The 13,800-nt window shown below is 62.3% G+C and carries 9 protein-coding genes; 5 read left to right on the plus strand and 4 right to left on the minus strand.

The genetic code is table 11. From position 1 onward, the window contains the following. Positions 1-2: 2 nt before the first annotated feature. On the minus strand, positions 3-1,007 hold the full coding sequence (locus BFN03_RS19355; RefSeq protein ID WP_070381099.1) for an NAD(P)-dependent alcohol dehydrogenase: 1,005 nt from the start codon (positions 1,005-1,007) through the stop codon (positions 3-5). A gap of 610 nt (positions 1,008-1,617) precedes the next feature. Between BFN03_RS19355 and BFN03_RS19360 the strand changes: the two genes are divergently transcribed. The 3 genes from BFN03_RS19360 to BFN03_RS19370 all read left to right on the plus strand — a co-directional run bounded on the left by BFN03_RS19360 (position 1,618) and on the right by BFN03_RS19370 (position 5,087). Next, positions 1,618-3,033, plus strand: coding sequence for an MFS transporter (locus BFN03_RS19360; protein WP_070380378.1), 1,416 nt, complete (start codon positions 1,618-1,620; stop codon positions 3,031-3,033). 153 nt (positions 3,034-3,186) lie between these two features. After that, positions 3,187-3,642 (plus strand): MarR family winged helix-turn-helix transcriptional regulator, encoded by a 456-nt coding sequence (locus BFN03_RS19365; RefSeq protein ID WP_070380379.1) that lies wholly within the window; start codon positions 3,187-3,189, stop codon positions 3,640-3,642. Then, the gene (locus BFN03_RS19370; protein WP_070380380.1) at positions 3,639-5,087 is read left to right on the plus strand and encodes an MFS transporter; all 1,449 of its coding nucleotides are present in this window, start codon (positions 3,639-3,641) and stop codon (positions 5,085-5,087) included. Before BFN03_RS19365 ends, BFN03_RS19370 begins: the two co-directional genes overlap by 4 nt. A gap of 51 nt (positions 5,088-5,138) precedes the next feature. Here the strand turns inward: BFN03_RS19370 and BFN03_RS19375 are convergent, their stop codons facing one another. Further along, the gene (locus BFN03_RS19375; RefSeq protein WP_070380381.1) at positions 5,139-5,972 is read right to left on the minus strand and encodes an oxidoreductase; all 834 of its coding nucleotides are present in this window, start codon (positions 5,970-5,972) and stop codon (positions 5,139-5,141) included. 235 nt (positions 5,973-6,207) lie between these two features. Continuing rightward, positions 6,208-7,296, minus strand: coding sequence for a nitric oxide synthase oxygenase (locus tag BFN03_RS19380; RefSeq protein WP_232320366.1), 1,089 nt, complete (start codon positions 7,294-7,296; stop codon positions 6,208-6,210). Positions 7,297-7,949: 653 nt separating this feature from the next. Here BFN03_RS19380 and BFN03_RS19385 point away from each other — a divergent pair. After that, entirely contained in the window at positions 7,950-8,933 is a 984-nt protein-coding gene (locus tag BFN03_RS19385) for an oxidoreductase (RefSeq protein ID WP_198163318.1), read from the plus strand. Positions 8,934-8,941: 8 nt separating this feature from the next. On the opposite strand, the gene BFN03_RS19390 is transcribed toward BFN03_RS19385, so the two are convergent. Then, complete coding sequence (locus BFN03_RS19390) at positions 8,942-12,160, minus strand: acetyl-CoA carboxylase family protein (protein WP_070380384.1); 3,219 nt, start codon at positions 12,158-12,160, stop codon at positions 8,942-8,944. Between the two features lie 622 nt (positions 12,161-12,782). On the opposite strand from BFN03_RS19390, the gene BFN03_RS19395 reads away from it, so the two are divergent. After that, positions 12,783-13,277 (plus strand): transglycosylase family protein, encoded by a 495-nt coding sequence (locus BFN03_RS19395; RefSeq protein WP_070380385.1) that lies wholly within the window; start codon positions 12,783-12,785, stop codon positions 13,275-13,277. The last annotated feature ends 523 nt before the right edge of the window (positions 13,278-13,800 follow it).

Consider the following 13,800-nt stretch of genomic DNA (forward strand, 5'->3'; position numbering starts at 1 on the left):
TCTCAGTTCTGTACTCGGACCACAGCTTTCAAGCTGCCTGGTGTTCGGTCTGCGTTCAGGGCTTGCTCGGCATCGGCGAGTGCGAATTTCCCGGTGACCATCGAATCGAGATCCACCCGCCCGGACCGTTCGAGCGAGATCGCCGTCGGCCAGGTGTTGGCGTAGCGGAATACCCCGGTCAGCACCAACTCGCGGTTCTGGATCGTCTGGACAGGCAGCGTCATCTCCGTTGCGCCCATCCCGACCAAGACGACTGTGCCGGCAGGGCGCACGGCTTCGATCCCGGCCGAGACCGCGCTAGGGGCGCCGGAGGCGTCGATGAAGGCGTCCACGTGGAGCCCGGCGACGCTCTGCTCGCGCGGATTCAGCACGGTAGCCGCACCGAATTTGGTTGCGATGTCACGACGCTGGGGATCGAGATCAGAGACGATGACTTCGGTCGCTCCGAATGCGAGAGCGGTCTGCAAAGTCGCGATGCCGATTGGTCCCGCCCCGGCGACGAGAACACGGGCCCCGGCCGTCACTCGGGCCTTCCTGTTGGTAGCGATGGCCACCGACAGCGGCTCGCACAGCGCTGCCGCGTCATCGGACATCTCGTCCGGGATCGGGTGCGCGAATCCCGATCCGATGGTCACGTACTCGGTCAGGGCACCGTCGATCGGTGGTGCCGCGAAGAACTGCATGTGCGGGCAGAGGTGGTACAGACCTCGTCGGGATTCCTCGGTTTCGGGGTCGGGACGTTGTGGTTCGATGGACACCCTTTGCCCGATTCTGTCGGTAGACACCCCGGCACCGACGGCGACGATGGCGCCCGACGACTCGTGGCCCAGCACGAGCGGGCGCTCGGCCACGAGGTCACCGATGCGGCCCTCGCGGTAGAAGTGAGTGTCGGACCCACAAATTCCGACCGAGGCCACCCGGACCAGGACATCGCCGGGGCCCGGGGAGGGGACGCTGCGTTCCTGCATCTCGATCCGTCCGGGCTCGACGAGCACGCTCGCGCGCATCGTGGAGGGAATGTCTGCCGGAAGTGTTGCCTGGGTCACATGACGATGCTAGCTGTGGTGAACAGGTGAACGCATGGTCAGCATTGCTCGTCTCTGTTCAGGTTCGGCGCCGCAGGTATGGGCCGGGATCGAGAATGGCAGCAAAGTGGCGGAGGCTCTGCGCAAGGTGGGCCTGGGACCGTCACGGTCTGGGTGCGGCTCGAGCAGTTCGAGTTGCGCGACGGGGAACGAACCCCAGTCTTTTAGACAGCGTTGCTGATAGATTGCGGGCTTGCTACGCGGAGGTTGAGGTTTGACCGTTCCAACATATTTGTTTGATCGGCTTGTGAATATCTCTTCACAGACGGCGATATTCCATTGCTATCAAACACTATTGAGCCTTCTAAAACAAACAGCTAGACTGGCTAATCAGGCTGCCACGTGTGGTGACGTTGGTGAGGTGGAACATGGACTGGAAGGTCGATCGGCTCACGCCTCGCGGTTCTAACGGTCATCGGCGCCGCTTGGCGTCGGTGCATTCGACGCCGAGTGCGAACTGCTGTTCGCCGCCAGCGGGCGACTGCGATGCCTCGCCGAAATCCCGGAGCGGGTGCCGCAGCGGGAGTCACTGATGAACGTGACGGTAGTCGATGCCGGCGCTGCCCAGACCGGTGGGTCCGTGCCCTTCAGGGTCAGCGGTTCGGTGGCCTCCGGGAGCGTGCTCCAGGCGCTGAACTCCTCGATGATCGCCGTCGCGATCGTCGGCATCGCTGCGCAGTTCGGTTCGTCGTCCGGGATCACCTGGGTGATCTCGGGTCTCTACATGGCAACCGCCGTTTGCGCCCCGATAGCTGGCAAGCTGGGTGCTCTGCTCGGTGCTCGGCGTGTCTATCTCGGCGGACTCGCGTTGGTGGTTGTCGGCTCGGTTGTCGGCTTGTTGGCGCCGACGATCGGCTGGCTGATCTTTGCCCGCGTACTTGTCGGAATCGGAACTGCCACCCAGTACCCCAATGCGATGACGATGATTCGAGACTACGCGGAGCGATATGCGGCGGAGCCTCGAAGTGCGATCACCATCCTTGCCGCCTGTAGCCAGGCGGTGTTGGCTCTGGGGCCGACCCTCGGCGGTCTGCTGGTAGGGGCGTTCGGATGGCATTCGATCATGTGGTTCAACCTTCCGATCGCCGCGCTGAGCGCGATTGCGGTCACGAATTTCGTGGGCGGCGGGTTCGTCAGAGGCGTAGCCGTGAGCGGTCGGCAACTGCTGCACTCGCTCGACGTGATCGGGGCGCTGCTCTCTGTCGTGCTGATCGCATCGATGATGCTGTTTCTGTTGTCGGTGACCACTGTCCCGCTCTGGTGGTTGATCCCGGTGTGGTTGGTGACCCTCGCCGCATTCATCGAGTGGGAACGGCGGGCCGAGGAGCCGTTCGTCGATGTTCGTGCGCTCGCCCGAAACCGTGCGCTCAGCGCGACGCTCGCTCGGGTGCTGTTCACCTACACGGCGTTCTACTGCATCTTCTTCGGCGTTCCACAGTGGTTGCAGTATTCGCGTGGAATGGGCGCCACCGAGGCGGGTCTGACAATGCTCCCCGTCGCCGGAGTGGGTTTTGCCTCCACGTTTCTCGCGTCGCGAATCTACGCACGTCACGGAGTGCGTACAACGCTCGCCGTCGGGACGTGCGCCATTCTCGTGGGTGGCCTGCTGCTGGCCTCGGTGGAGAGCAGTACGGCCCCGGTGATCGTGTTGCTCTTGGTGGCGGTTGTGCTGGGAGTTCCCAATGGGTTCAACAACATCGGCAATCAGAATCTGGTGAATTCGGTTACATCCGTCGAGGACGTGGGCACCGCGATCGGGACGTACCGCACCGTCCAGTATGTCGGCGCGAACCTCGCAGCCGCCGTGCTGGCTACCACCTCTGGGCACGTCATCGGTGACGACGGTTTGCACCGCACAGGCTGGTTCATTGCCGTCGTGGGAACGATTCTTCTGGCAGGTGTCTTGACCTCCCGAAATATCAGCGACCGGCAGCCGGCGGACGCCTGAGCCGTCCACCGGCTCGAGCGAGCAAGCAAATAGACAGCTATTCTGATGAATAGACGCGTGCGAATCGGGCGAAATGGAATCTGAGGGGACTTGAGTAGTAGAAATAAGACAGCTAGGCTGGCTAACTAAATAGCGGAGGCGAAGGGGTAGACGATGGACGAGAAGGTCAATCAATTCCGGGAAGACGTCGTTTTGTTCTCCAGGCGTATCCGGAGCCAGAGGGCGGGCCACCAACTCACGCCCACGCAGTTGCAGGCGCTCTCGCATCTCGACCGCGAAGGGCCGATGAGTGCTCGTGCATTGGCAGGGTTGGAGCAGGTTGCCCCCCAATCCATCGCCCGAACCGTCTCGATACTCGAAGACGCAGGGATGCTCTCGCGCACGGTAGACCCGCAAGATGCGCGTGCGAGCATCGTCGCGATCACCGCGCTCGGGTCGCAGACTCTGGCCGTTGACAGGGCGCGGCGAAGCGAATGGCTCTCTGCTGCGCTCGACGCCGAGTGCACTGACGCAGAGCGCGACCTCCTCTATATTGCGGGTCGGCTATTGCGCCGCCTCGCCGAGATCCCGGAGTCGGCAGCGCAACGCGAGTCAGTGATGAAGCCGTGAGTGTCATCGTCACAGATACCGTCAGCACGCGGCAGAATCGGTCTGTTCCCTTCCGGGTCAGTGGTTCGGTCGCGACCGGAAGTATTCTGCAGCCGCTGAACTCGTCAATGATCGCTGTGGCGATCGTGGGAATCGCCGCGCAGTTCGGCTCTTCGTCCGGGATCACCTGGGTGATCTCCGGGCTATACATAGCGACTGCCGTCGCCGCCCCGATGGCGGGCAAACTGGGTGCCCTCCTCGGTGCGAGGCGCGTGTACCTCGGTGGGCTCGCTCTCGTATCACTCGGGTCGATCGTGGGCATCCTGGCGCCGACCGTAGGCTGGCTGATCTTCTCTCGCATAATTGTCGGAATCGGAACCGCCACTCAGTACCCCAATGCGATGACCATGATTCGGGGCTACTCCGAGCGGTACGGCGCGCAGCCACGAACCGCGATCACGACCCTCAGCGTGTGTAGTCAATCAGTCGTGGCCCTGGGCCCGGCGCTCGGTGGTTTGCTGGTAGGAGCCTTCGGTTGGCATTCGATCATGTGGGTCAACCTCCCGATCGCCGCGTTGAGTGCCGTCATGGTCACCCGATTCGCGACGGTCGGCTCTGTCCGACGGGTGCCCGCGAGTCGCAGGCAATTGCTGCGCTCGCTCGATCTGGTGGGGGTGCTGCTGTTCCTCGTACTGATCTCGTCGACGATGCTGTTCCTGTTGTCGCTCACCACCGGACCGGCCTGGTGGCTCCTCCCCGTCTGGGCACTCGCGCTCGCGGCGTTCGCCCAGTGGGAACGGAGAGCGGACGAGCCGTTCATCGACGTTCGGGCGCTCGCCCGGAACCGTGCACTGAGTGCGACACTCGCACGGACTCTTCTCACCTACGCCGCGTTCTACTGCGTCTACTTCGGCATACCTCAATGGCTGCAGTACTCGCGTGGAATGAGTGCCACGCAGGCGGGACTGACGATGTTGCCGGTCGCCGGGGTCGGTGTCCTCACGACGATGCTTGCCTCGCGTACGTACGGGCGTCACGGAGCACGCAGAACACTCACCGTGGGAACATGCTCTCTCCTCGTGGGAGGTGTGCTGCTGGCCTTGGTGGAAGACAGTACGGCTCCGATTCTCGTGCTCCTGCTCGTTGCCGGCGTATTGGGAATTCCCAATGGATTCAACAATATCGGCAATCAGAATCTGGTCAGCTCGGTGACGTCCGTCGAGGAGGTGGGCACCGCGATCGGGATGTATCGCACCGTACAGTACATCGGAGCCAACCTCGCTACCGCTGTGCTGGCAACCACCTCAGGCGACATCATCGGCGATGATGGTTTGCACCGTACGGGCTGGTTCATCGCCGCTGTGGGGTTCATTCTTCTGGTCGGTGTCCTCACTTCGCGCAGCATGGGTGATCGCCCACGGGCAAGCGTCCACCCGCTCGAGGAAAAGCCAGGCCTGTCTGCATAATGCTGAGGTGAGCGACCATCGCCCGGAGGTGTTTCCCAGCGGGATTCGCTCCTAAGTGACCGCGAAATCTGTTCCGATGGTGAGCTCACGCCATTTTTCGACATCGGCCCGTTGTGCTTCCTCGACCTCGAAGTATCTGGCGAGGGCGTCTTTGCCGAGCAACAGCATGAACGGCGGGTTGGGGTCCTCGACCGCTGCGATAATCGCCTGCGCGGCCTCGGCGGGGTCTCCGGGCTGTGTGCCGTGCGTGGTGTCGTTCTCTTTTCGCCGCTTTCCCACTGTTTCGGAGTAATCTGCGATGGCTTCGGCTGGCTGAGCCAGCGAGCGGCCCGCGAAGTCGGTGCGGAATGAACCGGGCTCGACCACCGTCACCGAAATACCGAATGGGTGTAGCTCTTTTCGCAGTGATCCCGACATTCCCTCCAGTGCGGCCTTCGTGGCGGAGTAGTAGCCGGAGCCAACCGGCGAGATGCGTGCGCCGATCGAGGAAATGTTCACGATCGCACCGGATCGGCGGGCGCGCATGTCGGGCAGCGCGGCCTTGATTGTGCCGACTGCGCCGAAGAAGTTGGTCGCGAACAGTCGCTCGACCTCGGCGTCCACGCCTTCCTCGACGGCGGCGCGATACCCGTACCCCGCGTTGTTCACGAGCACGTCGATACCGCCGAAGCGGCTGCGCGCTTGCCGCACAGCCTCGACTATCTGATCCGGGTCGGTGACGTCGAGAGGAAGTGTGAGCGCTTTGTCCGGATAGGTCGCGGCCAGTTCCGCCAGTGTCGTGGTGTCACGGGCGGTGACCACCGCATTGTGTCCACGAGCGAGTACCGCTTCGGCGAGGGCGCGTCCGAGACCGGTCGAGCAACCTGTGATGAACCATGTCGCCATTTCAATTCCTTCCTCAGTTTCGATGGCTGGCTCAGGCGGCTGCCCTTACCCAGCACGGTGAAACCGTCACCGGTCAGCTTGTAAGACGTCTCCGCCGACACTAGGCGCGTTGTAAAGGTGCATGCAGAAAGTGCTGGTCAAGCTGTGTATTGGCAGCTCGGCAACAGTGCCAACAATTATTGGAGGGTCTACGTGCTCGGAAGATCGCGATCGGATTGGCATTGCCGGAGTCGGTTCACCGGCCGGTGATCGGGCACGCTGGGTCGCTGCTTCTCCTGCGTGAGACGAAGTTGGGGCGAACGTCCATGTCTGGTGGGTCGTAGTACCGGTGGAATGTGGGAGTGAGTGCCGCTGACATCGGGGGGTTGATCCACGACCAGTCCGTAGGGCACTTCCGTCCGCTCGATTCTTCGTGCTTGACATGGCTCATGAACTGTCTGGCGACGGTGTGATGATCGACCATGATGACGCCCGCACGTCGGTAGCTGTGGATAACAGCCCGGTTCAGCTCGACCAGCGCACGGTCGCGCCACAGAGTCCGCTCCGATCTCATGTCCAGGTCCAGGTGCTCGGCAATGGTAGGCAACATGTTGTACCGATTCTCGTCGCTGAAGTTGCGGGCTCCGACCTCTGTGTTGACATACCACCCGCTGAAAGGGGCGAGCGGGTAGTTCAGCCCGCCGACCGACAGCGTCATGTTCGACACGGCCGGGACGGCGTGCCATCTGAGACCGAGATCGGCGAACCAGGGGTAGTCGGGATGTGTGATCTCGACTTCGAGGACCAGTTCCGAGGGGACGTCGTACCAGCGCACGTGCTCGTGAGGAGTGCTGATCACCAGCGGTAACACATCGAATGGTGTCCCATCGCCGCGCCATCCCATCCTGGTGACGGCTTCGGTAATGCTCACGTGCGCAGGGTCACCGGTCACCGTCCCGTCCGGGTTGCGGTAGCCGGCGTACCGGATCAGCTGGGGGCTGATGATCTTGTACTCGCGACCGTCAGGCAGAGGTAGGGGGCCGACGGTGATGACCGAACGCAGTGCACCGCCGTTGGTCGCGACCCTCAAGTGTTCCCAGCATGCTTCCGCGATCTCGTCCGCGGTGGTGGCGTGGCGAGCGTCAATGAGTTTGAGCATGCGCCAATGCTTCCGGCCCACACAGCGTGCGTGATTTCGCCACGCCAGCCTGGCCCCGATCTCGAGTTCCTCGAAGGTCTGCTGATATCGGCCGGTCACAGCCAGAGACCGCAATGACTCTTCGAGACGTAAATCGCGCAAGTGGGCCAGCTCGGGCTGATGGAAGAAGTCCGAACACTCCTCCATTTGAGCTTTGTATCTGGCTCCGGCGCATACGCGTTCACTTCTTCTGGACTCAACGCCTGATGCGGATGGAAGTGTCCGTGCGCTCTCCATCAAGACCTCCGACGATTGTCAATCTCGTCCACTGTTGATCTTGCTCGCGCCAGTATGCCAGAAGAAAGTTACTGAGCCTACATACTGATCAGTTTAGGTATTCGCGCAATTCGGCGACACTCGATCCACGATAGTTCCGAGCGTGAATTGTTTGCGGCACAACTTGGTTCACGGCTGTCGAGGAGTGCCCGGACTCGGCTGGTGCCAAGAGAGAGGAACTCGCGAGCCAACACCAGCCATTCAACAGGTGATGTTCGTAGTGGGTGGGGACAACCTCGCACCACTGCACATGCCCATTGATGTCGGGAAGCTTCCAAAAATTTTGCTCTTGGCAGCTACCGTGTTGACCGACGTAATAGTGAGTTGCCCTGAGTAGGCAACGGATGCTGCCCGGTTTCGCGCGGATAGTCCACCGTGGCTTCCCCGGATGGTGGATGCCTGGCGCTGGACCGGAGATTGACCCAGGTCTCGCAGAAGTTGGCGTGATGGCTTTGCCATTGGTGATCCCGTAGGGCCGTCGCACTATGGTGATGGGTGCACTCTCGAGGTCAGGAGGCCCGCAATTGAAGGAATTCGCCGCGTGGATCGCCCGCGAGACGGGGGAGGGAATCGAACTCTCCAGGGAGAGCGTCGACGAGTCGTTCCTACCAGCTGGCGATGTGACGATCCAGGTCGAGTACTCCAGTGTGAACTTCAAGGATGCTCTAGCGCTGACGCCGAAGGGTGGCGTGGTGCGCGAGTACCCACTGGTGCCCGGCATCGACCTCGCGGGCACTGTCGTAGCGTCGCAGTCGCCGGAGTTCTCGGTCGGTGACAAGGTTCTTGCCCACGGCTATGACATCGGCACTGCCCGCCACGGTGGGTACGCGCAGTACGCCCGCGTCCCTGCCGATTGGGTGGTTCGCCTCGACGGTATGTCGACTCGTACGGCTGCCGCGATCGGAACGGCGGGGTTCACGGCCGCGATGAGCGTGGAGGCATTGCAGGCCCGGGGAATAAAGCCCGGCAAGGCTCCGGTGCTCGTCACTGGCGCGAGCGGCGGTGTCGGCACCGTCGCCGTCGATTTGCTGTCAGCGGCGGGCTTCGAGGTGGTGGCGTCGAGCGGCAAGCCGGAGAAGGCGGAGCTGCTGACCCGGTTGGGAGCGAGCAGGGTGATCGGACGTCTGCCGGAACCCGGCACCAAGCCGCGTCCGCTCGGCAAAGCTCAATGGGCCGGCGCGGTGGATTGCGTCGGCGGCGCGACCCTTGCGCACGTGCTCAGCACCATCGAGTACGGCGGGTCGGTTGCGGCGAGCGGACTGACCGGTGGGTCGGGCTTGGACACCACGGTCCTTCCTTTCATCCTGCGCGGTGTCAGCCTGATCGGGATCGACTCGGTGCAGTATTCGATCCATGAACGTCGTCGGCTGTGGGGCCGCCTCGCGTCGGACCTCGCGCCCGCTCGACTCGAGTCGATCACTCACGAAGTGCCGATCGCCGACGTTGTGTCGGTGATCGACCAGGTACGCGCCGGAAACTACTCGGGCCGAGCGGTAGTCGCGGTGTAGCACCACCCTCATGGGTGGAGACGGCGGATCCAGGTGCGAGAATCGGCCGGATCGATCACGTCGTCGAGTTCGAAGATCGTCGCCGCGTTGATCGCCTTTCCGTGCTCGTATGCCGAATCGACGAGTTGGTTGAACGCCGTTTGGCGTTCGTCCGGGTCGTCGATCGCTTCGAGCTCCTTCCGGAACCCGAGTCGAACCGCACCCTCGAGGCCCATCGCCCCTATCTCACCCGTCGGCCACGCGACCGTGAAGTCGGAGGCATGGAAGGAGCCGCCGGCCATCGCCATTGCGCCGAGACCGTAGCCCTTCCTCAGGATTATCGTCCCGTACGGAACAGTCATCCGCGCACCTGCCACGAACAGCTTGCCGAAGCGGCGGACGGTAGCTTCCTTCTCGGAATCGGGACCGACCATGAATCCAGGTGTGTCGCAGAGTGAGACGACGGGAAGGCCGAACGACTCGCACAACTCGAGGAAGTGCGCCATCTTGTCGGCAGCGACCGCGTCGATCGCACCGCCTAGGTGATCGCTGCTGTTCGCAACCAGACCGTACGGCCTTCCCTCCACTCGGATCAGCGCGGTCACGATACCGACACCGTGGTCGCGGCGAAGCTCGAGGGCAGAGTCGACGTCGGCGATGGCATCGATGGCGCGGCGAACATCGTAGGCGCGCAACCGGTTCTCCGGGACAACGTGCCGCGACAGTCTTTCGTCGGGGGCAATCCAGTCGGAGACGTGGCCTTGGAAGTACGACAGGTACTTCTTTGCAAGGGTGACGGCATGCGCCTCGTCTCGCGCGAGAAGATCGATTACCCCGTTGCGACGCTGCACCTCGACCGGTCCGATTTCCTCTGGCCGATACACACCGAGTCCACCGCCCTCGACCATCGCCGGACCACCCATCCCGATGTTGGCTTCCGGGGTTGCGATCAGGACGTCGCAGACACCGGCCAGCGCTGCGTTACCGGCGAAGCAGCGTCCTGAGACGATCGATACCAACGGCACCTTTCCGTTCAACGCTGCCATCGATCGGAAGGTTTCCAGATCGAGTCCGCTCACGGGACCGGCGTCCGTGTCGCCCGGACGTCCACCACCGCCCTCGGCGAACAGGACAACCGGAATCTGCTTGCGCGCTGCGATTTCGAGCATTCGGTCGGACTTCGCGTGATTGTTTCTTCCTTGAGTCCCTGCAAGCACGGAGTAGTCATAGGACATCACGACCGCCTGACTCACGCTCGGACCGAACACTTCTCCGTTGATGTTCGCCAGCCCGGCGATCAGTCCATCGGCCGGTGTTTTCTCGATCAGGTCCTGTTCGGATCGGCGGCTACGTTGGGCGGCCAAGACGAGGGGCCCGTACTCGACGAAAGTGCCGGGATCTACCAGATCACCGATATTCGCACGGGCGCTTCGCCTACCGATCTTCTCACGCTTCGCCATCGCGGCGGGGCGCGCAGCGTCGAGGGTTACTTCGTGCCGGTGCCGGATCTCCGCGAGATCCTGACGTTCTCGGTCGAGATCGATTGCACTGAGCGCGATGCCGTCGGCGTCGGGACCCGTGCGCCGAATCACGATCAGCGGATCGCCCGCGTTGACGGTCTCTCCGGGCGATACCAGTGTCCGCTCGACTACGGACTCCGCAGGGGCGCTGATCACGTGTTGCATCTTCATCGCTTCGAGCACGATCAGCTGGCCACCCGTACCCACATCGGCACCTTCGCCGACCGACTCTACGATGGTGCCTGCCATGTGGGCCCGCAACACCTCCTCACCCGTTCGCAGTTCGAGTGTGCCCGGCGAAGCGGCGGCAGGGCTGTGCGAGTGCGCTGCATCGGCGAGGGTGTTCATTCGCTCGTCGAGAAAGTCGGTGGTGACGATGCCGTTGGGGAAGTCTGAGTCCGCCAGAATCGCCTGGAGAAAGCCGATATTAGTGGGTACCCCGTCGATCGCGAACTCGCTCAGCGCCGACACGGTCTTGCGTACGGCAGCCGGAAAGGACTCGGAACGAGAATGCACGACGACCTTCGCGAGAAGCGAGTCGTATCGCGGGCTCGGCGAAAGCCCCGGTCGCCCGTAGGTGTCCACTCGAACACCCGGGCCGTTTGGGGCCGAGAAGGTCGACAGAGTGCCCGTGGCGGGTATCGCCTGACCGTCGGGGCGCATGGTCTCCATGTTGACCCGTGCCTGGATTGCGATTCCTCGTGCGGTAGCCGCGCTGCCCACGGTGTCCAACCCGACGGCACTGATCCCCTCCGGCAGGGATAGCTCGTCGAAACACGCTCCACGGGAGATGTCGATCTGGGCGGCGACGAGGTCGATCCCGGTCACCTCCTCGGTGACCGTGTGCTCCACCTGGATTCGCGGATTGACTTCGAGGAAGACGAAACCGCTCGGGGACACAAGGAACTCGACGGTTGCTATCCCCCGATAGCCGATACTGGAGCAGAGCCGAGTGGCAGCCTCATGCAGTTCGGTCCGTAGTTGGGCATCGAGTCCTTGGGCCGGTGCGGTCTCGATCAGCTTCTGGTGGCGACGTTGCACGCTGCAGTCACGGTCCCCCACCGCGAGCGCACGGATGTTTCCCGCGTCGGGCGCCGCCACTACCTGTACTTCGATGTGTCTGGCCGCCGGCATCAACGCCTCGGCGAACAGGGTGGGGTTGCCGAATCCGAGTTGCGCCTCGGATGCGCACAGCCGATACGACTCCTCGATTCGGTCCGCGGAGTGAACCGCACGGATGCCACGGCCTCCGCCGCCTGCGAGTGCCTTGAGCATGATTCCCTGCGGATGGCTCGAGAAGAATGAGCGCACGCCGTCGACGTCCGTTGGTCCCGGCGTGGCATCGAGCACAGGCACTTTCGCGGACATCGCGGCCTTGCGCGCCAAGGACTTGTCACCGAAGATGTCGAGTATCTCCGGTTCGGGACCCACGAACGTGAGTCCGGCCGCGGCACACGAGCGCGCGAAATCTGCGTTCTCACTGAGGAATCCGTACCCGGGATGGATCATGGTGGCGCCGAACTCGTCGGCTGCGTCGAGGATGGCGCGGGCGTCGAGGTACGTGGATGGTCCGGAACCGTTCAGTGCAACCGCCTCGGTGGCGGCCCTGACGTGGGGACTGTCTGCGTCATCCTCCGCGTAGAGAGCGATCGTGTCCACCGACATCTCGGCGGCGCTGCGGATTATGCGGAGTGCGATCTCGCCGCGATTGGCGACAAGTAGTTTCACCTGTACTCCTCTGCGGGAACGAGTGTGGAGTCTGGTATCGAGAGTTCCGCCCCTGTGGTCACGGCCACAATATTAGCGGAGTTGATGTTGACGTCAATATCAATAGTCTGAGTGACACGCGGCAATCAGTCACATCAAGGCCCCGCCCTCGAGATCAGGGACGGGCTTTCTGCTCGATGTCGGCGAGGTGGCGGCAAATTCCTACCGGCATAGTTTCTGTAGTCCAATTTTCTTGGTAATGAATCAGTGAAGTGAAGTTGAATAATTTCCCATGAAAGAGTCTATTGTCATTTACGTGCGTGCTCGATGATGGGTCGGAAAAGTTGCGTCCAAAGCGGCAAGAAAAACCATATTCCGCTCAATTTAAAGGTAAAGAAAACGTAACCAACTGGTCACAGCCTAATGCCGAAACTATATCAAATTCTCGGATCTCCGAGCGCCCGACTCCTAATATCTCGATAGTCAGAACGTTCGTACCTTCAATTTTCCTGTCACGTGAACATCGCAGGATCCACAACCTTTGAGGCGCACAGACGCGGTACGGAAAGGGATGTTCGGGGAGGCAGCGCATCGTTGCCGGCACGCCCGACACGTCTGCGAGCGCGGAGAGGATTGACCCAGCATGAACACTCGAAGCATCGAGAAGCGTGCACTTGGCGCGATCGCCGCGGTCGGCGTTGCTGTTGCTCTCCCGCTCGGTGCGAGCACCGCAACGGCGTCAGCCTCCTCGTCCTCTTCGTCCTTGTCGCCCTGGTTTAACAACTGGGACGCCGTCGCGCAGTGTGAGAGCGGTGGAAACTGGTCCATCAACACTGGAAACGGCTACTACGGTGGCCTTCAGTTCTCCCCCGTGACCTGGGCGGAGCACGGAGGAAGAGGCTTGCCCTCGGACGCCAGCAAAGCCGAGCAGATCCGCATCGCAGAGAGGGTCTTGAAGACCCAGGGCCCCGGCGCGTGGCCCGTGTGCGGCAAGTATCTGAACCAGGGCGGCTCCACAGTCTTCGACGATCCTGCCGCGGTGATGGCCGCTGCCCAGGCGGCATTCGAAGCGGCCGTGGAGCTCGCGCAACGGCTCGGGTTGGATCTGAGGATCGCGCAGCTGCTGACTGGATCCTGACGCTGGTGGAGGCGAACCGACTGCTGGCCACAGCTGCTGGCCCAGTCGGTATCGGACCGTGAACGTGGTGGGTCCGCCCGGTTCGTAGCCGACGACTGAACAGCTGCGTCCGAACGCCCCGGCTGCCCTCGCCAGAATGGCCGATAATTTCCGACGTTGCCCCGAATTCGCTGGATCACAATTCCAGCTTGCGTCGCAACGGATATGTCACAGACAGTTGCATTCATCGGTGGGACCATTTTCCGTCTCGGCTGAGTCGGGCGGATCAATTGGCCGAACCGTGCACGTCTGAGCGCCGCTCGGACCAACTGGTAGCCGCCCGCAGTTGCGTATACTGAAACGAGACCAATGGGTTCAATTCGGCAGTAGCCGGTCCCAACGAATGATCCGTGTTGCAACCAAATTCTTGGCAGCAAAATACTCGGCAGGGTGAATTCTCGCCATGGGCCGATCGGGTGGTTCATGGTGCAGCGGGGAATTCACCCAAATTACCGAAAGAGCGCATAAAAGAGTTGGAGAACAA

The sequence above is a fragment of the Rhodococcus sp. WMMA185 genome, from assembly GCF_001767395.1.
Classification (GTDB): Bacteria; Actinomycetota; Actinomycetes; order Mycobacteriales; family Mycobacteriaceae; genus Rhodococcus_F.